Origin of the sequence: Pseudomonas sp. NPDC087336 (genome assembly GCF_044744285.1) — a bacterium.
In the GTDB taxonomy this organism is placed as follows: domain Bacteria; phylum Pseudomonadota; class Gammaproteobacteria; order Pseudomonadales; family Pseudomonadaceae; genus Aquipseudomonas.
In genome coordinates, this window is sequence record NZ_JBIUYA010000004.1 from 1 (window position 1) to 21,233 (window position 21,233).

Genomic DNA, 21,233 nt, shown 5'->3' on the forward strand with positions numbered 1-21,233 from the left:
AACTGAGGGATCGACGAAGGCAGGAGCGAGAAAAGCTGAAGGCTGCCCAAGGCAGCCTTCAGCTATGAAACATGTTTACCGGACACTAGTGACGCAGAGCGTGGGAACGATCAGGCAGCAGAGGTTTAGAGCAGGCTGATCGGATAGCTGATGATCACTCGGTTCTCATCGAACTCGTTGTTACTGTAGTCGCGGCGCATCGTCGAGTTGCGCCATTTCACGTTCAGGTCTTTCAGCGCACCGCTCTGTACGGTGTAGCCCAATTCACTTTCACGACCCCATTCCTTGCCATCGGTGATCGTGCCGGTGTGGACGTTATCGCCGCTGATGTAACGGTTCATCAGGGTCAGCCCCGGCACGCCAATGGCAACGAAGTTGTAGTCGTGGCGCACTTGCCAGGATTTTTCCCGGGCGTTGTCGTAGCTGGAGTTGTAGCTATCGTTGGCCAGGGTGCCGCCGCTGGTGCCGTTGACCCGCATCCACGGGCTGTCGCCGGTGAGTTTCTGCAAGCCGACGTAGAAGGTGTTGCCGCCGTACTTGGCCGAGAGCAGGCCGTACAGGGTCTTGTTGTCCAGCTCGCCAGCCCGGGCGCTGCCGTCATCCTTGCCGTAGAAGTAACCGAGGTTGGCACCGAGGGTCCAGGCACCGATCGGTTGGCTGTGGGTCAGGTTGATGAATTGCTGGCTGTAGATGTCCTTGAGTTCTGCGTTCCACACACCGATCTGGGTGCGTTTGTCGTTGAACAGGTATTCGCCGCCCTGGAAGTTGAATCGGTCGGAGGTGAACGCGGCTTTGCCGGTCATCGACATGTCGCCCATGCTGCTGTCGTCGCGCGGGCTGTTTTGGCGGAACTGGCCGCCGTACAGGGTAAGGCCATCGATTTCCTTCGAGGTGAGCTGCCCACCACGGAAGGTTTGCGGCAGCGAACGACCGTCGTCCGAACGCAGGATCGGCAGCACCGGCATCCATTCGCCGACCTTGGCTTCGGTCTGCGACAGCTTGGCCTTGAACACCACGTTGGTGCGGCCGAAGTTGTCGGCCGGGCGGCCGTCACTGTCCAGCGGCAGCAGCTGGGTACCGCCAGTGCCTTTGCCGCCATCGAGTTTCACCGAGTACAGCCCCAGCACGTCCATGCCGAAACCGACGGTGCCTTGGGTAAACCCGGACTTGGCATCGAGAATGAAGCTTTGCGTCCACTCTTCGGCCTTGCCCTGGGCCTTGGTCGGGTTGGTGAAGTTGCGGTTGATATAGAAGTTGCGCAGGTTCAGGTTGACCTTGGCCCCTTCGACAAAACCCGACTCTTCGGCTTGGGCGGGCAAGGCTGCGCTCGCCAGGGCTACGGCGAACAGGCTGGGAACGAAATACTGCGCGCAAGAAGGCGTCATGGGCTCGGGTCTCTCTAATTCTTGGGGATGAAACAGGGTGATGCCGCAACCCGGGGGTTGCAGACGTGCATTCGAAATCAGGACAAACGAGGCGGATCAGCCGGAGAGGGCAGGGCGCGGGAGCATGGCATCGGACCTGTTGTTATTGGTTTTGTGGATCGGATGGTGCGATGTATGTACTAGATGGTTCAATCCGTGGAAACAGGTATTGGGCGATTATCGAACAACAAAAAGCCCACCAAAAGGTGGGCTTCGTGTTTTCACCGCGCTATCAGAACAATTTCAACTTCGGCGCTTCTTCTTTCAACGGCTCGTTTTTCGCCGTCTGTTCATTCCAGCCACCGCCCAGGGCCTTGTACAGGTTGACCTGGCTGACCAGCTGCGCCAGACGGTCGGTGATCAATGCCTGTTGGGCGCTGAATAGCTGACGCTGGGCATCGAGGAAGGTCAGGTTGCTGTCGACACCGATGCGGTAACGACGCTCGGCCAGGCGATAGTAGTCCTGGTTGGCATTGACGAAATCCTGCTGTGCCTGCAACTGCTGCACATAGGTCTGGCGCGCGGCCAGGCCGTCGGCGACTTCCTGGAAGGCCGTCTGGATGGACTTCTCGTAGTTCGCCACGCCAATGTCTTTCTGGATTTTCGAGTAATCCAGGCTGGCGCGCAGGCTGCCGGCGTTGAAGATCGGCAGGTTGATCTGCGGCTGGAACAGCCAGGTGCCCGAGCCACCCTTGAACAGGCCGGACAGGTCCGGGCTCAAGGTCCCGGCGTTGGCTGTCAGGCTGATGCTCGGGAAGAACGCTGCCCGCGCCGCGCCAATGTTGGCGTTGGCGGCCTTGAGGTTGTACTCGGCTTGCAGGATGTCCGGGCGACGCTGCAGCAAGTCCGACGGCAGGCCAGGCGGCACTTCGGCCAGCAGGTCGTCGTTCAGCGGTTTGGCCGCTTGCAGGTTGGCCGGGATACCGGTGCCTAGCAGCAACACCAGGCTGTTTTCATCCTGGGCGACCTGGCGGGTGTACTTGGCCAGTTGCGCACGGGCGTTTTCCACCGAGGTGCGCGACTGTGCCAGGTCCAGGGCCGAAGCGACCCCCACTTCGTTACTGCGGGCGGTGAGCTTGTAGCTCTCCTCGAACGCGGCCAGGGTGTCCTGGGTCAGCTTGTACAGTTCCTTGTCGGCCTGCCAGGTCAGGTAGGCATTGGCGACGCTGGCCACCAGGCTGATCTGGGTGCTGCGGCGGCCTTCTTCGGTAGCGAAGTACTTCTGCAGGGCTTCTTCGTTCAGGCTGCGAATCCGGCCGAACATATCCAGTTCATAGGCGCTGATGCCGACAGTGGCCGAGTAGGAACTGGTGATGCCTGCCTCGCCGGTTTGCGAGGCATTGGCCGGAACGCGCTGGCGGCTGCCGGTACCGTTGGCCGAAACGGCCGGGAACAGATCGGCGCGCGAGATGCGGTATTGAGCCGCAAAGGCATCGATGTTCAAGGCCGCGACACGCAGGTCACGGTTGTTTTCCAGGGATAGCTCAATCAGTTGCTGCAGCGCCGGGTCATGGAAAAACTGCTTCCAGCCCTGCTCGGCAGCCGCCTGCGCCGGTGCCTGGGCCGGCGAATACGCCTGGCCCTGCGGGTATTGACCGGCTACCGGAGCGTCCGGCCGCTGATAGTCAGGTATCAGCGAGCAGCCACCGAGCACGAAGGCGGCGACTGCCAGGGAGAGTAGCGACTTGCTCATTAGCCAGCCTCTTTAGAAGGTTCAATGGCGTCTTGCTGGTCGACGTTTTTACGCTGACCCAGGGCCGACACAGTGACGAAGAACAGTGGGACCCAGAAGATCGCCAACACGGTTGCCGTGATCATACCGCCAATCACACCGGTGCCGATTGCATGCTGGCTACCGGAGCCTGCGCCCGTGGATATCGCCAGGGGTACCACACCGAGCACGAACGCGAGCGAGGTCATGATGATCGGTCGCAGACGCATGCGGCAGGCTTCGATGGCCGCGTCGCGCAGGCTGCGCCCTTGTTCGTGCAGTTCCTTGGCGAATTCGACAATCAGGATGGCGTTTTTCGCCGCCAGGCCGATGGTCGTCAACAAGCCCACCTGGAAGTACACGTCGTTGGACAGGCCGCGCAGGCTGGTGGCCATCAACGCACCGATGATCCCCAGCGGCACCACCAACATCACCGCGATCGGAATCGACCAGCTTTCATAGAGGGCCGCCAGGCACAGGAACACCATCAGCAACGACAGGGCGTACAGCGCAGGCGCTTGCGAACCCGACAGACGTTCCTCGTAGGACAGGCCGGTCCAGGAAATACCGACACCGGCTGGCAGTTTCTTGGCGATGGCTTCGACTTCGGCCATGGCTTCACCGGTGGAGTAACCCGGTGCCGGGGCGCCGAGGACTTCCACCGCTTCCACACCGTTGTAACGGGCCAGTTTCGGCGATCCGTAAATCCACTCACCCTTGGCGAACGCCGAGAACGGCACCATGGTGCCGACGCTGTTGCGCACGTACCACTTCTGCAAGTCTTCAGGGCTCATGCGCGCACCGGGCTGGCCTTGTACGTAAACCTTCTTCACCCGACCGCGGTCGATGAAGTCGTTGACGTAGCTACTGCCCAGGGCGATCGACAGGGTGTTGTTGATGTCGGCGATGGTAATGCCCAGGGCACTGGCCTTCTCGTCATCGATTTCCAGCTGGTATTGCGGCTCATCATTCAAGCCGTTCGGACGCACTTGCGTCAGGATCTTGCTTTGCGCCGCCATGCCGAGGAACTGGTTACGGGCTTCCATCAGCTTGTCGTGACCGATGCCGGCGCGGTCCTGCAGGAACACGTCGAAACCGGTGGCGTTACCCAATTCCAGTACCGCCGGTGGCGCGAAGGCAAACACCATGGCGTCACGGAAGGTGAAGAAGTGTTGCTGGGCGCGGGCTGCGACCTTGAACACGCTGTTGTCGGCGTTACGATCTTCCCATGGACGCAGCATGATGAACGCCATGCCCGAGCTCTGGCCGCGGCCGGCGAAGTTGAAGCCGGTCACGGTAAACACCGAGTTCACCGCATCACCTTCACCGCCATCCTTGCCCGGACGCAGCAGGTATTCACGCATTTCGTCCACGACCACCTGGGTGCGCTGGGCCGTCGAACCGGCTGGGGTCTGTACCTGGGCGAACAGTACGCCCTGGTCTTCTTCCGGCAGGAACGCGGTTGGAATGCGGGTGAACAGCCAGATCATACCAACGACGATGATGATATAGGCCAGCAGATACGGCGCCTTATGGGTGAGCATGCTACCCACGCCACGCTCGTAGCTTTTGACGCCGCGGTCGAAGTTGCGGTTGAACCAGCCAAAGAAGCCGCGCTTCGGGGTGTGGTGCTCGCCCTTCGGAATCGCCTTGAGCATGGTGGCGCAAAGCGCCGGCGTGAAGATCAGGGCAACCAGTACCGACAGGGCCATGGCCGAGACGATGGTGATCGAGAACTGTTTGTAGATCACACCCGTGGAGCCGCTGAAGAACGCCATTGGCAGCAGTACCGCCGACAGCACCAGGGCGATACCCACCAGTGCGCCCTGGATCTGGCCCATGGACTTCTTGGTGGCTTCTTTGGGTGACAGGCCTTCTTCGCTCATCACCCGTTCGACGTTTTCCACCACGACGATGGCGTCGTCCACCAGCAAGCCGATGGCCAGCACCATACCGAACATGGTCAGGGTGTTGATGCTGAACCCGGCCGCCGCGAGGATGCCGAATGTACCGAGCAATACCACCGGTACCGTCATCGTGGTGATGATGGTGGCACGGAAGTTCTGCAGGAACAGGAACATCACCAGGAACACCAGCCCCACCGCTTCGACCAGGGTGTGAACCACGCCCTTGATCGATTCTGTCACCACCGGCGTGGTGTCGTACGGGAACACCACTTCCATCCCTTCGGGGAAGAATGGCTTGAGGTTGTCGATGGTCGTGCGCAGGGCCTTGGCGGTATCCAGGGCGTTGGCGCCGGTGGCCAGTTTCACGGCCAGGCCGGAAGCCGGGGCGCCGTTGAACTGGGCGTTGATGCTGTAGTTCTCACCACCCAGGCCGACGCTGGCGACATCCTGGAGGCGAACCTGGGAGCCGTCCTTGTTGACCTTGAGCAGGATCTTGTTGAATTGCTCGGCGGTCTGCAGGCGGGTCTTGCCGATGATCGTCGCGTTCAACTGGGTGCCGGGCAGGGCCGGCAGGCCACCGAGCTGGCCGGACGACACCTGGACGTTCTGTGCGGCAATGGCGGTTTTGACATCGATCGGGGTCAGGTTGAAGTTGTTCAACTTGGCCGGGTCGAGCCAGATGCGCATGGCGTACTGGGAACCGAACACTTGGAAGTCGCCGACACCGGCGGTCCGCGAGATCGGGTCCTGCATGTTGGACACGATGTAGTTGGACAGGTCGTCCTTGGTCATGCTGCCGTCACGCGACACCACACCGATGACCAGCAGGAAGTTCTTCACCGCCTTGGTCACGCGGATACCCTGCTGCTGCACTTCTTGCGGCAACAGTGGAGTGGCCAGGTTCAGCTTGTTCTGGACCTGGACCTGCGCGGTATCGGAGTTGGTGCCTTGCTCGAAGGTCGCAGTAATGGTCATGGTGCCGTCGGAGTTACTTTCCGAAGACACATAACGCAAGTTGTCGATACCGTTGAGCTGTTGCTCGATCACCTGGACCACGGTGTCCTGCACGGTTTGCGCCGAAGCGCCCGGGTAGGTCACGGAAATGGCGATGGCCGGCGGCGCAATGCTCGGGTACTGGTTGATCGGCAGCTTAAGGATCGATAGAGCCCCGACCAGCATGATCACCAGGGCGATTACCCAGGCGAAAATCGGACGGTCGATGAAGAATTTTGACATGAATTACTCCCCTTGGCCGCTGGAAGCCTGCTCAGCTGGCTTGGCGGAGGCCGGGTTTTTTGTGCTTACGTTGGTGGCGTCAGTGGGCTTGACTTCGATGCCTGGCTTGACGAATTGCAGGCCTTCGGTGATCAGGCGATCGCCGGCCTTCAGGCCATCCTCGATCAACCATTGGTTGCCGACGGTACGGTTAGCCTTGAGCTGACGCAGTTCGACCTTGTTGTCGGGACCCACGACCAGTGCGGTCGGCGTGCCTTTGAGGTCGCGGGTGACGCCTTGCTGCGGCGCCAGGATCGCGGCGCTGTTGACGCCTGCCTGCAACTGGGCGTGCACGAACATGCCCGGCAGAAGCGTGTGATCAGGGTTCGGGAACACGGCGCGCAGCGTCACCGAGCCGGTGGTCTGGTCAACCGAGACCTCGGAGAACTCAAGCTTGCCGTCGAGTTTGTACTGACTGCCATCCTCGAGGGTCAGCTTGACTTTCGCGGCGTTGTCGCCGGCCTTCTGCAGGCGACCGCTTTCCAGTTCGCGGCGCAGCGTAAGCAGCTCGACCGAGGACTGGGTGACGTCGACGTAGATCGGGTCCAGTTGCTGGATCACCGCCATCGCTTCGGTCTGGCCGTTGCTGACCAGGGCGCCTTCGGTGACCGACGAACGCCCGATCCGGCCGGTCAACGGCGCATACACCTTGGTGTAACGCACGTTGATCTGGGCCGTTTGCAGTGCGGCTTCCGATTGCAGGCGATTGGCCACGGCGGTGTCGTATTCCTGGCGGCTCACGGCCTGTTCGTCGACCAGTTGCTTGTAGCGGTCGGAGATCGACTTGGTCGAACGCAGGTTGGCTTCGGCGCTTTTGAGCGTAGCGTCATAAACCGATGGATCGATCTGATACAGCTGCTGGCCGGCCTTGACGTCGCCGCCTTCCTTGAACAGACGCTTGAGAATGATGCCGTTGACCTGTGGGCGCACTTCGGCAATGCGGAACGCACTGGTGCGTCCTGGCAGATCGGACGTCAACGTAAACGTTTGCGTCTGCAGGGTGACGACGCCGACCTGAGGCGGTGGTGCGGCCGCGGGGGCCTCTTCCTTTTTACATCCGCTGAGCAGCGATGCCAGGGCGACGGCGGCGACCAGAGCGGTAACAGCTGGCTTGAATTGCATGAAAATCCTCGGGTCAGGCGCGAAAAAAACGCACAAGAAAAGATTGAAGGTTAAAAAGTGAGGGCCGAGTGGATAAGTAGCATGCTAAGGAATATACTTACATTCATGGCTGTTTGTAAATACCTTGGTCGTGTACCCAAGCCGTTACAAATGCCATTGGAAGGTTCGAATCGTAGGTCCGGGGACGATACCCGAGAGCACTCGCCCCGCTTTTATTCAGCTGATATCCAGACATCGCTGAAGCATCCTGATTGAGGTTGTACTGCCATGGTCCGTCGTACCAAAGAGGAAGCTCAAGAAACCCGCAGCCAGATACTCGAAGCGGCCGAAAAAGCCTTTTCGAGCGGGGTGTGGCGCGCACGACCCTGGCGGACATCGCGACCCTGGCCGGCGTCACCCGCGGGGCGATTTACTGGCATTTCAGCAACAAGGCGGACCTGGTGCAGGCCATGCTCGACAGCTTGCATGAGCCCCTTGATGAACTGGCCAAAGCCGCCGAAAGCGAAGACGAGCTCGATCCGCTGGGCTGCATGCGCCGGTTGCTGATTCATTTGTTTCATGAAGTTGCTCTGGATCCAAAGACCCGACGCATCAACGAGATTCTGTTTCATAAGTGCGAGTTCACCGATGAAATGTGCGATCTGCGTCAGCAACGCCGGACCGCCAGCCTGGAGTGCAACATGCGCATCGGCCTGACCCTGCGTAATGCCGTGAACCGCGGGCAATTGCCGGAGGATCTCGACACCGTCCGTGCGGCTGTCAGCATTCATGCCTATATAGATGGCCTGTTGTACCAGTGGTTGCTTGCGCCGGACAGCTTTGAGCTGCACGCCGAAGCCGAGCGGTGGGTCGATATCGCGCTGGACATGCTGCGTTTCAATCCCAGCCTGCGTAAGTGAAACAAAATGCGTAATCGGCTTCCCGTGTGTCAACCGTTGAAGCCTTAGATGAACAGTTCTTCACGGGGCGCTGTGACGCAAGGGTGCTTTTATATACGCCTGTTCGGTCGGTTGACAGGTAGCAGGCGCAGTATTTTGTAGGGATTTTGTGTCGAGTCCGTAGGAGCGAGGCTTGCCCGCGAAGGCGGCCTGAAGTCCAACCCCACTCTCGCGGATGCATCCAAATCCCTGTAGGAGCGAGCTTGCTCGCGAAGGCGGCCTGATAGCCAGCGTCCGGCCCCCTCGCTAAGGCTCGGCGTTCCTTCGCTCCGGTATCCATCCGGGGGCATCGCCCTCCGGTTGGCTTCGCTGGCACCTACATGCGATGTGTTCGACTGCGTCGAACGGCGCTGCGCGCCAATCCCCGGATGGACACCTCCGCTCAGCCTGCCGAAGGGGCGGGTGGATCAAAATCAAAAGCAGGCGAGGCGAGCTGACACTCGACCTGATGTGGCGGGTGCACTCGATACCCTTTGGGAGCCGGCTCGCTCCTACAGAGGGCGCGTCAAATTCACGATAAATAAAAGGCCTCGGCTCTTTCGAGTCGGGGCTTTTGTGTTCATGAGTTATCGCTATTGCACGGCTTACTTGCGTTTGCGGTCAACCCCTCGCTCCAAAACCTTCGCCACATCATCGATCACCGCTTTGCTCATCGCAGTCAGGTAATACGCGGCACAGGCGTGGTGGTCAGAGTCTCGGGCGTAAGCGGCATCCACGGTCAGGGACTTGGCGAGGAACAGCAGGTCGCAGGCTTGAGCCAGGGCGTCGGCGACGGGGACGTCTCGACAGACGTGGAGCAGAGGTTGATTCGAGAGATACAGGAAGGGTGTGAAGCCGACGGTTTTGGGCACTTTGATGCCTTGTCGCGCTTTTCTTTGACGGGATAGTCTCCGGTTGTTTGCCTACAAGGTCCTAAGTCGTCATCCGATAATTCGACACCTTAGGTAAACGCACATAAACATCTGGCATAAACAAATCGGCGTTTTTGTTTCTGGGTTTTCTGTGATTACGTGAAAACCCAAAAAAAGCCCCGGCTCATAAGAGTCCAGGGCGTTTGCATTTCAACGGCTGACGATTACAACGTCGGGTAGTCGATGTAGCCGACCGGGCCTTTACCGTAGAACAGTTCCGGGCGGGCCTCGTTCAGCGGCGCATCGGCCTTCAAACGTGCCGGCAAATCCGGGTTGGCAATGAATGGCACACCGAACGCCACTGCATCAGCCTTACCACTGGCCAGCCAGGCATTGGCGCTGTCCTTGGTGAAGCGTTCGTTGATGATGTACGGGCCGCCGAAGGCTTCCTTGATCTGTGGGCCGAGGCTGTCGTCGGCTTCTTTTTCACGCGAACAGATGAAGGCGATGCCACGTTTGCCCAGTTCGCGGGCGACGTAGGTGAAGGTTTCGGCGAGGTTGTCGTCGCCCATGTCATGGGAGTCGGCGCGGGGTGCCAGGTGCACACCGACGCGGCCGGCGCCCCAGACTTCGATCGCGGCGTCGGTCACTTCCAGCAACAGGCGGGCACGGTTTTCCAGGGAGCCGCCGTATTGGTCGGTGCGCTGGTTGGTGCTGCTTTGCAGGAACTGGTCGAGCAGGTAGCCGTTGGCGCCGTGGATTTCCACGCCATCGAAACCGGCGGCCTTGGCGTTTTCCGCTCCCACGCGGTAAGCGTCGACGATGTCGGCGATTTCAGCGGTTTCCAGCGCCCGCGGCGTCGGGTAATCGGCCAGCGGACGCACCAGGCTGACATGACCTTTAGGTTGGATGGCGCTCGGGGCGACCGGCTTTTCGCCGTTCAGGTACGACTCGTGGGAGACCCGGCCGACGTGCCACAGTTGCAGGAAAATCTTGCCGCCCGCGCCGTGGATCGCCTTGGTGACGTTGGTCCAGCCGCGCACCTGGTCGTTGGACCAGATGCCGGGGGTGTCGGGGTAGCCGACGCCCATCGGCGTGACCGAAGTGGCTTCGCTGAGGATCAGGCCGGCCGAAGCGCGTTGCACGTAGTACTCGGCCATCAACGCGTTGGGTACGCGGCCTTCGTCGGCGCGGCAGCGGGTCAGCGGGGCCATGATGATGCGGTTGGCCAGTTCGAGGTCGCCCAGTTTGATCGGATCGAAAATAGTCGTCATGAAATAGCTCTCTTGTGAAGATCAGTTGGTAACAGGGGCCAGTTCGGGGTCGCCGCTCTGACGGAAGGTGATCAGGGTCGCCAGCAGGGCGAGTACCGCCAGGGCCGCTGCCGCCAGGGGCACGCTGGTCAGGCCGAAACCGTGGGCGATGACGCTGCCGCCAACCCAGGCGCCCAGGGCATTGCCGACGTTGAAGGCGCCGATGTTGAGGGTCGAGACCAGGTTCGGTGCGGCCTTGCCGTAGGTCACCACGTTCACTTGCAGGGCAGGCACGGCGGCGAAACACGCGGTGGCCCAGAGGAACAGGGTGATTTCGGTCGGGATCAGCGCGACGCTGGTCCAGGTCAATACGGTGGAGACCGCGGCCATGGCGATGAAGACGCCGATCAGCGTTGCCGCCAGGCCCTTGTCCGCCAGTTTGCCGCCGATGATGTTGCCGACGGTCAGGCCCAGGCCGATGAGCATCAGGGTCCAGGTGACGCCGCGGGGCGAGACACCGGTGACTTCGCCCAACAGTGGCGCCACATAGGTGAACAGGGTGAATACCGAGGCGGCGAACAGCGCGGTCATGCTCAGGGACAGCCAGATACCGGCACCCTTGAGCGCACGCAGCTCGGCGCGCATGTCGAGTTTTTCTTCATCGCGCTTGGCCGGCAGGAAGCGAATCAGGCCGATCAATGCGATCACGCCGATCACGGTCACCGCCCAGAAGGTCGAGCGCCAGCCGGCCTGTTGACCGAGCGCGGTGCCCAGCGGTACGCCGAGGACGTTGGCCAGGGTCAGGCCGGTGAACATCAGGGCCACGGCCGAGGCGCGTTTGTTGGCCGGCACCAGGCCTGCCGCCACCACTGAACCGATACCAAAGAACGCACCGTGGCAAAGCGCCGTCACCACACGGGCAAACATCAGTACGTTGTAGTCACTGGCCACCGCGCAGAGCAGGTTGCCGACAATGAAAATGCCCATCAGCGCCACCAGGGCGGCCTTGCGCGGCAACCGCGCGGTGGCCAGTGCCATGAACGGCGCACCAATGGCCACGCCCAGGGCGTAACCGGTTACCAGCCAGCCGGCGCCGGGGATCGACACACCGAGGTCGGCCGCCACATCGGGCAACAAGCCCATGATGACGAACTCGGTGGTGCCGATGGCGAAGGCGCTTAACGCCAATATGAGTAGCGAGAGGGGCATGGGTGGATTCCTTGTCGGCTGGCTGACGTAAAGGGTCAGAGCTCTTTGCTGAAGATGCGGAGGAACTCCTGGATGGTTTCCTCGTTACGTTTGAAGAAGTGCCACTGGCCGACTTTGCGGCTGCTGATCAGGCCGGCGCGTTGCAGGGTGGCCAGGTGTGCGGACACCGTGGACTGCGATAGACCGCAACGTTGATCGATCTGCCCGGCGCAAACGCCGTGCTCGTTGCTGTGGGCCTGATCGGGGAATTCGACGGTCGGGTCTTTGAGCCAGTGCAGGATTTCTCGCCGTACCGGGTGCGCCAGGGCTTTTATTATTTCGTCGAGGTCAAGGTTCATGGTCGGGGGCTCGTGATTAGTAAAACGCTATATCGCGATGAAGCGAACTTTAAATCGGTATTTCGCGATATACCAATATGATTTCGATCTGATGACCGAACAAATCGGTATATCGAGTTATAACGATACGAAGATTGTATAGGGACAAGGGCGCAGTGCTAAGCTGGCGCAATGAACTATCTCGCACATCTTCATCTCGGTGGCCAGCGTCCCGGCCAATTGCTTGGCAGTCTGTATGGCGATTTCGTCAAGGGACGGCTGCAGGGCCAGTTCGATCCGGAAATCGAAACGGCCATCCAGCTGCATCGCAGCATCGACGTGTTTACCGATCGCCATCCGCTGGTGGATACCTCGTTGTCGCGCTTTTCCCTAACACGCCGGCGCTATGCCGGGATCGTGCTCGACGTGTTTTTCGACCACTGCCTGGCACGGGACTGGAAGCTATATGCGGACCGGCCGCTGGAGCTGTTCACCTCGGACGTGTACCGGGTGATGTCCAGTCAAAAGCAGTTGCCGGAGCGACTGGCGAGGATCGCGCCGCACATGGTGGCCAATGACTGGTTGGGATCCTATCGGGACTTCGAAGTGCTGGAGCAGGTGTTGCGGGGGATTTCCCGGCGCTTGACCCGGCCCGAAGAGCTGGCCGCCGCGATGCAGGAATTGCGGGTGTTGTATGAGCCGTTGAGCGAGGATTTTCGGTTGTTTTATCCGCAGCTTCAGGCGTTCGTCCAAAACCGCTGACATCCAGTCTTCCTTGTAGGAGCGAGGCTTGCCGCACCGCTCGCTCCTACATATAGATCGTGTGCGTCAGGCGGCGATCAGTTCGCCGGCACGCCGTGGCTCGACAGGTTTCGCCACTTCGCCAAACAACGCCTTCTGCACCGCCTGCTGCGCCTCGAACGCCAGTGCTGCGCGCTCACGTCCTTCGCAAGCAATCGGCTTGAGCAGATGAATCTCCACCGCGCCACGGTCATTGGCAAACAAGCGCATCAAGTGTGACAACAGATCATCATCACCAATGAACGGCGCCAGCGTGTCGGGCTCGCCGTTGCGCACATATCGGATCGCCACCGGTTGCAGCTGTACCTGCGAATCAATCGCCGCCGACAGCAGGCGACCGTGGAAAGTGCGCAGAGAGCGGCCATCGGTGGTGGTGCCTTCCGGGAACATCAGCAGCGGGTGAGCGTGCGCCAGGTGGCGTGTCATCTGTTTGCGGATCAACTGGCTGTCGCCCGAACCGCGACGGATAAACAGGCTGCCGGCCTTGGCCGCCAACCAGCCGGCCACCGGCCAGGTGCGCACTTCGGCCTTGGACAGGAACGATAATGGCGTGAGCATGCCCAGCAGAGGGATGTCGGTCCAGGATACGTGGTTGCTGACCCAGAGCATCGGCGTCCTCGGCAACTCACCGTGCACAGTTACATCGAAGGGCAGGGCGTTGCTCAGGCGCGCCATGAAAAACCGCGACCAGCGCTGGCGGCGCTCCATCGAATGGCTCAGCCCCAGCCGCTCGAAGACACCAAACACGGTTGCCATGCTCAGGCCGAGCCCGACCACCAGCGACACCCGGGCGATTCGCGCGTACACGCGCAACCGACGCATCACACAGCCGCCTTGAAGTGTTTGGCGTAGCGCGGGCAAAGCTCGTCGCGCTTGAGCAGGATGAACACATCGGCCACCTGGAAATCTTCGTCCCAGCACGGCTCGCCGCAGATCTTCGCGCCCAGGCGCATGTAGGCCTTGAGCAGCGGCGGCATTTCGGCGATCACGTTCGAGGGAATATCCAGGGTCGGCAGCGGTTTTTTCGGTTCGGCCCGCAGGTGTTCGGTGCACAGGTAACGTTCGCGCAGGCGCTGCATGATGGCGTGGGCCTGGATCCCGCCGTCCTGCATCGGAATGCTTGCGCAGCCCATCAGGTAGCTGTAGCCGCCCTGGTTCAGCACTTCCGCCAGCTCACCCCAGAGCACGGCGATGGTGCCGCCGTTGCGGTAGGCCGGGTCGACACAGGTGCGGCCAATCTCCAGGATCGGGCCTTGCAGATGGACCAGGCCGTGCAGGCTGAATTCTTCTTCGCTGTAGAACTTGCCCAGGCTGCTGGCAGCGGTGTGGTCGAGCAGGCGGGTGGTCGCCACCAGGCGCCCGGTGTTCAGGTCGCGCACGCCGATGTGGGTGCAGTGAACATCGTAATCGTCCATGTCCAGACCCAGCTCCGCGCCTTTGAGCTTGGCGTTGAATTCGCCGCTGAAGACGTTGAAGCGCAAGGCCTGGGCTTGCTGCAAAGCCTCGGCGCCTATCAGACGTTCGGCTTGCAGGCGGCGTTCGTTGCCGGTGTCGCTGATGCGGGCGATCTGAGTCATGGCGAATCTCCGTGCGGGCTGCTCACCCGTCTTGGGGGTTACAGCGAATCGACTTTCTTTATCCAGCCGTGTTGTGCAAAGTCAGGCTATGTAGCCCCGGTGTCATCGCCGTTAAACTTTGGTGATGCTTGTATGACAGCCCTCAAGGAGCCTCCTTATGCCCTGGCAAACCCTGTTGAATCGTCACGCTCGCTTGCCCGCCAACCCGGATCTGGGTGAGGGGTTCGCAACGCTGTTGCAGCAGTTGGGAAACGTCACGCCGTTTGAACTGGCCGTGGTCGGTGCACGCTTGATGGCGACGCCGGGGCTGGCGTTCCTGGTGGGCTATCAGGCGGCGTTGCGCATGCTGTGGCCAAGCGCGCCGTTGAGCCTTGGCGCGCTGTGCGCGACCGAGCAACGCAGCCTGCGGGTGGCTGACATGCAGACCCGTCTGCACGATTTGCGCTTGAGCGGACGCAAGGATTTCGTCACCGCAGGCGATGCCGCCGACTGGCTGTTGATTGCCGCCCGCAGCGAACAACCTGGCGAAGCACCGCGCCTGAGCCTGGCGGTGGTCTACCCCGATGAGCCGGGCGTGCGGGTGGAAAAACTGCCGCCGATCCCGTTGATGCCGGACATCAGCCATGGCCGCTTGTTTCTGGATGGCGCACTGTGCGAATTGCTCGCGGGGGATGGCTGGGATGCCTACGTCAAGCCGTTCCGGACCCTGGAAGACATCTATGTCTTGAGTGCCATGACCGCCTGGCTGTACGGCGTCGGCCAGGACAGTGACTGGCCGCAGGCCTTGCAATTGCGCTTGCTGGCGCTGCTGGCGGGGTGTGCGGAGGTCAGTCGACATCCCCCCGCCAGTCCGGCGGGGCATGTGTTGCTCGGTGGGTTGTTTGCGCAGTTCGAGGGGCTCAAGGCTGAAGTGAATCAGGCGCTGGTCGAAGGACCGCCGGAGTGGGCGGCGATGTGGCAGCGCGATCAGGCGGTGATGGATCTGGCGGCGGGGGCCAGGGGGAAGCGGTTGGCCAAGGCATTGGCGGCGATCTGACGGGCCTCATCGCGGGCAAGCCCGCTCCCACAGTGGCTGCGGCGTACACTAGTTTTTGCACACATCCGATCCCTGTGGGAGCGGGCTTGCCCGCGATAGCAATCTCAATGGCAACACCAATCCCGGAACTGTCATCAACCTTGACTAGGCTCAGCAGGTTCATCGCCACGAGCCCCCGCCATGCCCAAAGGCCTGTCCTTGTTATTCATGCTGTTGCTCAGTCTCGCGGCCCACGCCGAAGACTGGCCCACCGAGCAATGGCCCACAGGCCCAACCACCGCGGGGCCGGCGCTTCAGGCGCTAGAGGCATACGCCTTCCCACCCCGCGACGACACCACCCGCCAAGGCATCCGCACCGATGCCTTACTCGTCATCCGCGACGGCCGGTTGATCTACGAGCGCTACGCCGGCCCGACCACCGCCCAGACGCCGCACCTTACCTGGTCCATCAGCAAAAGCCTGATGGCCACGGTCCTCGGCGTGGCTTATGGCGAGGGCCAGTTCCGGCTCCAGGACCCGGTGGCCGAATTTTATCCGCCACTGAAAAAACACCCGGACCTGAGCATGGCCGACCTGCTGCACTGGGCTTCCGGAATCGACTGGCAGGAAGACTACGAATACGCACCGTTGAAGTCTTCGGTGGTGGCCATGCTCTACACCCTTGGTCACTCGGACATGGCCGCGTTCACTGCCGATCACGACACATACGCCGCACCGGGGCAGGCGTTTCGCTATTCCAGCGGTGACAGCAATCTGTTGTCTGCCGCACTGAAAACCATCGTCGGTCCGGATCGCTACGCGGACTATCCGTGGACCGCGCTGTTCGAGCCTCTGGAAATTCGCCAAGCCATCTGGGAAACCGACGCCACGGGAACGTTCGTCGCCTCGTCATATGCCTATCTCACCGCCCGGGATCTGGCCCGCATCGGTCTGTTGATGGCGCGGGACGGTCGCTGGGGCGATAAACAATTGCTGCCCAAGGACTGGGTTGCATTCAATCGCGAACCCTTTGCGGGCTATCGCGCCAATCACGATGATGCGGTGCCCGGCGGCCACTGGTGGCTCAATCGTGCCGCAGACGGGAGCGCCCGTCCCTGGCCCAATGCGCCCGCCGATACATTTGCCGCGTTGGGCCATTGGGGCCAGGCGATGTACGTGATTCCTGGCGCAAACCTGGTGATCGTGCGCTACGGCGATGACCGCGACGGCAGTTACCGGCACAACGAATTGCTCAGGCTGGCGTTCGAGGCATTTGCCGGGAGGGCGCAGCCATGAGCGGTTTCATTCGTCGCCGTCCTTTCAGCTCGCTGCTGCTGGTGCTGTTGCTCGCCTTGCTCGGCTGGATCTGGCACGAACGGCTGGCGCTGTGGGCGTTCCCCGACATCATCAGCGCCTACACCGCCAAAGAATATTGCTCATGCCGCTACGTGATGAACAACGACACCGAGTATTGTCGTGGCTATGTCAAACAGTGGCTGCCCACCAGCGGTTTTGCCGATGATGCCTCCAGCAAGCGCATCACCGTCAGCGGCCTGGGGCGAAGCAACAGCGCCGAGTGGATCGGCGAGCGCCAGGGTTGTCGCCTGAACCGCTGACCTGCAGGTTCCATCTGGTGGAACCACATTCGATTGTCCTCACGCGCGACTCGCGGTTATCTGGTGGCGAACGCGACCTGCCTTTGATCTGTCGCGAAATCACAGCGAACAAAAAGAACGGGAATACACCCGGCCCGAGGAAATCCCATGACCCGACATCAGCACATTCTTGCCTGGCTCAACGACGTCGCCAGTGACCTGCATGCTACCCGCCAGGACATCCACGCTCACCCGGAGCTTGGCTTCGAGGAAAACCGCACTTCGGCGCTGGTCGCCAGGTCGCTTGAAGAATGGGGTTACGAAGTCCACACCGGCATCGGCAAGACCGGGGTGGTCGGTGTCCTGCGCAACGGCAGTAGCCCGCGCAAACTCGGGATACGGGCGGACATGGATGCGCTGCCGATCATCGAGAATACCGGTGCGGCCTACAGTAGCCGGCATCAGGGCTGCATGCATGCCTGCGGGCACGACGGCCACACCACGATGTTGCTGGGCGCGGCGCGTTACCTGGCGGCGACTCGCCAGTTCGATGGCACCCTGACCCTGATTTTCCAGCCCGCCGAAGAAGGCCAGGGCGGTGCCGAAGCGATGCTCGCCGATGGCCTGCTCGAACGTTTTCCCTGCGACGCGCTGTTCGGCATGCACAACATGCCAGGCTTGCCAGCGGGGCACCTGGGTTTTCGCGAAGGGCCGATGATGGCTTCGCAGGATTTGCTCACCGTGACCATCGAAGGCGTCGGCGGGCACGGTTCGATGCCGCACCTGGCAGTCGACCCCTTGGTGGCGGCAGCCAGCGTGGTCATGGCCCTGCAAACCGTGGTCGCACGCAACATCGATGCGCAGCAGGCGGCGGTGGTAACGGTCGGTGCATTGCAGGCCGGGGAGGCGGCCAACGTCATCCCTCAGCAGGCGATTCTGCGCCTGAGCCTGCGCGCGTTGAACGCACAGGTGCGAGAGCAGACCCTCGACCGGGTGCGCGCGATCATCGAGTCCCAGGCCCAAAGCTTCGGTTGCAGTTCGAAAATCGAACACCGTCCGGCCTACCCGGTACTGGTCAACCACGCCGCCGAAACCGAGTTCGCCCGGCAAGTCGGCGTCGCGCTGGTCGGTGCTGATGCGGTCGATGGCAACACCCCTAAACTCATGGGCAGCGAAGACTTCGCCTGGATGCTGCAACGCTGTCCCGGTGCCTACCTGTTCATCGGCAACGGCGTATCGCGGCCGATGGTGCACAACCCTGCCTACGACTTCAACGACGACATCCTGCTGACCGGGGCTGCGTATTGGGGCGCGCTGACCGAGAGCTGGCTAAAGCCGGCCTGACCCTTTCACTTTCTACTGCCGCTGGACCGGGCGTGTCAGGTCGCGCCCGGCATCGCCCAACTGGTTTCTGGAGAGTTCCCCATGCACACTTCGAGCACAGGTGTTTCGCGCACCCGGCAGGTGGTCGCTGCCGTTATCGGCAATGCGCTGGAATGGTATGACTTCATTGTTTACGGTTTTCTGGCGAGCATCATCGCCCGACAGTTTTTTCCCTCCGAGGACGAATACGCGTCGTTGCTGATGGCCCTGGCGACCTTCGGCGTCGGCTTCTTCATGCGCCCGGTGGGCGGCATCCTTCTGGGCATGTATTCGGACCGCAAAGGCCGCAAGGCGGCGATGCAAATGATCATCCGCCTGATGACCGTGTCGATCGCACTGATCGCCTTCGCGCCCAACTACGCGGCTATCGGCATGGGCGCGCCATTGCTTATCGTGGTGGCGCGGATGCTCCAGGGTTTCGCCACTGGCGGCGAATACGCCAGTGCCACGGCGTTCCTGGTGGAAAGCGCGCCCGCGCACCGCAAGGGTTTGTACGGTTCGTGGCAATTGGTCGGGCAGTGCCTGGCAGTGTTTTGCGGGGCGGGCATGGTGGCGCTGTTCACCCATCTGCTGACCCCCGAGGCACTGGACAGCTGGGGCTGGCGGATTCCATTCATGATCGGCCTGTTGATCGGCCCGGTCGGTCTGTGGATTCGCAAGCACATGGAGGAACCGGAAGAGTTTCTCGAGGCACGCAAACAGGCCAAAGGCGAAAGCCCGGGTTTGCTGCAAGTGATCCGCGAACATCGCCGCGCCATTCTGGTATCGATGGGCCTGGCGTGCGGTGCTACCGTGTCGTTCTACGTGGTGTTGGTAAACATGCCGACCTTCGCCCACAAAAACCTCGGTTTGCCGCTGGACCAGGTGCTGCTGGTGCAAATGCTCGCGGTAGCGGTGATGACCGTGGTGATACCGCTGTCCGGCGCGTTGTCCGACCGTCTCGGTCGCCGTCCGGTGTTGATGGCCTTCACCCTGGCGTTTTTCCTGATGGTCTATCCACTGTACGTGTGGGTCGCGGCAGCGCCCTCGGTGGAGCGCTTGCTGGTGATGCAACTGCTGTTGTGCAGTTCGATTGGCGGCTTCTTTGGCCCTGCACCGACGGCGCTGGCCGAGCAGTTTCCGATTGAAGTGCGTTCCACCGGGGTGTCGGTGGCCTATAACGTTGCGGTCATGGTGTTCGGCGGTTTCGCCCCGCTGATCGTCACCTGGCTGAGCAAGGTGCTGGCCACGCCGGTGGCGCCATCGTTCTACGTATTGTTCGCTTGCCTGCTGACGCTGTTGGGCACTTACTGCATGCAGGAAGCACCACGGGCAAAGCGATCCGTTGCCCTTAACCTTGGGGTGAAACCTTGAGCATGAATCCGATTGTTGAAATGGACGCCGATGCGTTGTCCCAGGCCATCCACGGGCGAGAGGTATCCTGCCGTGAAGTGATGCAGGCCTATCTGGCGCAGATCGAACGCTTCAATCCGCAGGTCAATGCGCTGGTGTCGCTGCGGCCTGCCGAGGAGCTGCTGACAGAGGCCGATGCCTGCGACCGACAACTGGACCAGGGCCAGTCCCGCGGCTGGATGCACGGCATGCCGCAAGCGGTGAAGGACCTGGCGGCCACCGCCGGGTTGCGCACGAGCATGGGTTCGCCGTTGTTCGCCGAACAGGTTCCACAGCACGACGCCATCAGCGTGGCGCGGGTTCGTGATGGCGGCGCGATCATCATCGGCAAGACCAACGTGCCGGAATTCGGCCTCGGCTCGCACACCTACAACAGCGTGTTCGGCACCACCACCAATGCCTACGACCCGACGTTGAGTGCCGGTGGCAGCAGCGGCGGGGCGGCGGTGGCGTTGGCGTTGCGCATGCTGCCGGTCGCCGACGGCAGTGACATGATGGGCTCGCTGCGTAACCCGGCGGCGTTCAACAACGTGTTCGGCTTGCGTCCGTCCCAGGGCCGCGTGCCACATGGTCCGCAGCCAGAGGTGTTTGTCCAGCAACTGGCCACCGAAGGGCCGATGGGCCGCACCGTCACGGATGTCGCGCGCTTGCTCGGGACCCAGGCCGGGTATGACCCTCGTGTGCCGTTGTCGTTGAATCAGGACCCGCAGATATTTCATCAGTCGCTGGCGCAGGATTTCAGCGGGGTCCGCGTGGGGTGGCTGGGCGACTACAACGGCTATTTGCCGATGGACCCTGGCGTGATGAGCCTGTGTGAGTCGGCGCTGCAGGACTTTACGACCCTGGGCTGCCAGGTCGAAGCCTGTCAGCCGGACTTCTCCATGGAACGCCTGTGGCAGACCTGGCTGGTGCACCGCCACTGGCTGGTGCAAGGCAGCCTCGGTAGCCTTTATGCCGATCCGCACAAACGCGAACAGCTCAAGCCCGAGGCCCAATGGGAAATCGAGGGTGGCCTGCGCCTGACGGCGGCGGATGTCTATCAGGCCTCGGTCAGTCGCAGCGAGTGGTATCGCGCCTTGAGCGATCTGTTCAAGCGTTACGATTTCCTGCTGCTGCCCACGGCGCAAGTGTTCCCTTTTGATGCACAAACCCCTTGGCCGCGTGTCGTCGGCGGGCAGAGCATGGACACTTATCACCGCTGGATGGAGGTGGTGATCGGCCCCACCCTGGCCGGTTTGCCGAGCATGAACGTGCCGGTGGGTTTCAACCCGGCCGGGCTGCCGATGGGCCTGCAAATCATCGGCCCGGCCCAGGCCGACCGCGCGGTGTTGCAAATGGCCTATGCCCACGAGCAACTGGCCCAGTGGGTCCAGCGGCGGCCGCCCGGTTGTCTGCAACGTGCGTGAAACCGGTGGGCAGGCCCACATCTTGCTGCAAAAACTGATCGTCCATCAGCGCCCAAG

The 21,233-nt window shown here is 61.6% G+C and carries 17 protein-coding genes and 1 pseudogene; 8 read left to right on the forward strand and 10 right to left on the reverse strand.

The annotated features are described in order from the left end of the window. Window positions 1-125: 125 nt before the first annotated feature. The 4 genes from ACIO0C_RS04915 to ACIO0C_RS04930 all read right to left on the reverse strand — a co-directional run bounded on the left by ACIO0C_RS04915 (window position 126) and on the right by ACIO0C_RS04930 (window position 7,439). Window positions 126-1,385 (reverse strand): OprD family porin, encoded by a 1,260-nt coding sequence (locus ACIO0C_RS04915; RefSeq protein ID WP_401308575.1) that lies wholly within the window; start codon window positions 1,383-1,385, stop codon window positions 126-128. Between the two features lie 271 nt (window positions 1,386-1,656). Further along, window positions 1,657-3,117, reverse strand: a complete 1,461-nt coding sequence (gene emhC / locus ACIO0C_RS04920; RefSeq protein WP_401308578.1) for an efflux RND transporter outer membrane subunit EmhC — start codon at window positions 3,115-3,117, stop codon at window positions 1,657-1,659. Beyond that, on the reverse strand, window positions 3,117-6,278 hold the full coding sequence (gene emhB / locus ACIO0C_RS04925; protein ID WP_401308580.1) for an efflux RND transporter permease subunit EmhB: 3,162 nt from the start codon (window positions 6,276-6,278) through the stop codon (window positions 3,117-3,119). The genes emhC and emhB overlap by 1 nt, the downstream gene beginning before the upstream one ends. 3 nt (window positions 6,279-6,281) lie before the next feature. Further along, entirely contained in the window at window positions 6,282-7,439 is a 1,158-nt protein-coding gene (locus ACIO0C_RS04930; RefSeq protein ID WP_401308582.1) for an efflux RND transporter periplasmic adaptor subunit, read from the reverse strand. Window positions 7,440-7,706: 267 nt separating this feature from the next. On the opposite strand from ACIO0C_RS04930, the pseudogene ACIO0C_RS04935 reads away from it, so the two are divergent. Next, a pseudogene (locus tag ACIO0C_RS04935) lies at window positions 7,707-8,338 on the forward strand (TetR family transcriptional regulator). A 623-nt stretch (window positions 8,339-8,961) separates the two neighbouring features. Here ACIO0C_RS04935 and ACIO0C_RS04940 read toward each other — a convergent pair. The 4 genes from ACIO0C_RS04940 to ACIO0C_RS04955 form a co-directional block, all read right to left on the reverse strand. Continuing rightward, the gene (locus ACIO0C_RS04940; protein ID WP_401308585.1) at window positions 8,962-9,228 is read right to left on the reverse strand and encodes a DUF3077 domain-containing protein; all 267 of its coding nucleotides are present in this window, start codon (window positions 9,226-9,228) and stop codon (window positions 8,962-8,964) included. Window positions 9,229-9,452: 224 nt separating this feature from the next. Next, window positions 9,453-10,502 (reverse strand): alkene reductase, encoded by a 1,050-nt coding sequence (locus tag ACIO0C_RS04945; protein WP_401308588.1) that lies wholly within the window; start codon window positions 10,500-10,502, stop codon window positions 9,453-9,455. A 21-nt stretch (window positions 10,503-10,523) separates the two neighbouring features. Continuing rightward, on the reverse strand, window positions 10,524-11,690 hold the full coding sequence (locus tag ACIO0C_RS04950) for an MFS transporter (RefSeq protein ID WP_401308591.1): 1,167 nt from the start codon (window positions 11,688-11,690) through the stop codon (window positions 10,524-10,526). Window positions 11,691-11,725: 35 nt separating this feature from the next. After that, entirely contained in the window at window positions 11,726-12,028 is a 303-nt protein-coding gene (locus ACIO0C_RS04955; protein WP_401308593.1) for an ArsR/SmtB family transcription factor, read from the reverse strand. Between the two features lie 171 nt (window positions 12,029-12,199). On the opposite strand from ACIO0C_RS04955, the gene ACIO0C_RS04960 reads away from it, so the two are divergent. Beyond that, window positions 12,200-12,769 carry an ACP phosphodiesterase gene (locus tag ACIO0C_RS04960; protein WP_401308596.1) on the forward strand — a complete coding sequence of 190 codons (570 nt, stop codon included), beginning with the start codon at window positions 12,200-12,202 and terminating at the stop codon, window positions 12,767-12,769. Window positions 12,770-12,835: 66 nt separating this feature from the next. Here ACIO0C_RS04960 and ACIO0C_RS04965 read toward each other — a convergent pair whose 3' ends face one another. Further along, complete coding sequence (locus ACIO0C_RS04965; protein ID WP_401308599.1) at window positions 12,836-13,630, reverse strand: lysophospholipid acyltransferase family protein; 795 nt, start codon at window positions 13,628-13,630, stop codon at window positions 12,836-12,838. Next, window positions 13,630-14,385, reverse strand: coding sequence for an L-ornithine N(alpha)-acyltransferase (gene olsB / locus ACIO0C_RS04970; RefSeq protein ID WP_401308601.1), 756 nt, complete (start codon window positions 14,383-14,385; stop codon window positions 13,630-13,632). The genes ACIO0C_RS04965 and olsB overlap by 1 nt, the downstream gene beginning before the upstream one ends. Before the next feature lie 157 nt (window positions 14,386-14,542). Here olsB and ACIO0C_RS04975 point away from each other — a divergent pair, with 157 nt between their 5' ends. The 6 genes from ACIO0C_RS04975 (at window position 14,543) to ACIO0C_RS05000 (ending at window position 21,176) form a co-directional block, all read left to right on the forward strand. Further along, window positions 14,543-15,421 (forward strand): acyl-CoA dehydrogenase, encoded by an 879-nt coding sequence (locus ACIO0C_RS04975; RefSeq protein ID WP_401308604.1) that lies wholly within the window; start codon window positions 14,543-14,545, stop codon window positions 15,419-15,421. 180 nt (window positions 15,422-15,601) lie between these two features. Then, window positions 15,602-16,696, forward strand: coding sequence for a serine hydrolase domain-containing protein (locus tag ACIO0C_RS04980; RefSeq protein WP_401308607.1), 1,095 nt, complete (start codon window positions 15,602-15,604; stop codon window positions 16,694-16,696). Further along, window positions 16,693-17,016 (forward strand): amidase, encoded by a 324-nt coding sequence (locus tag ACIO0C_RS04985; protein WP_401308610.1) that lies wholly within the window; start codon window positions 16,693-16,695, stop codon window positions 17,014-17,016. The genes ACIO0C_RS04980 and ACIO0C_RS04985 overlap by 4 nt, the downstream gene beginning before the upstream one ends. A 147-nt stretch (window positions 17,017-17,163) precedes the next feature. After that, a complete protein-coding gene (locus ACIO0C_RS04990) occupies window positions 17,164-18,339 on the forward strand; it encodes a M20 aminoacylase family protein (RefSeq protein WP_401308613.1) in 1,176 nt (391 codons plus the stop codon). A gap of 81 nt (window positions 18,340-18,420) precedes the next feature. Next, window positions 18,421-19,731, forward strand: coding sequence for a citrate-proton symporter (locus ACIO0C_RS04995; RefSeq protein ID WP_401308616.1), 1,311 nt, complete (start codon window positions 18,421-18,423; stop codon window positions 19,729-19,731). Between the two features lie 2 nt (window positions 19,732-19,733). Then, window positions 19,734-21,176: an amidase gene (locus ACIO0C_RS05000; protein ID WP_401308619.1), complete on the forward strand. Its 1,443-nt coding sequence runs from the start codon at window positions 19,734-19,736 to the stop codon at window positions 21,174-21,176. Window positions 21,177-21,233 lie beyond the last annotated feature (57 nt).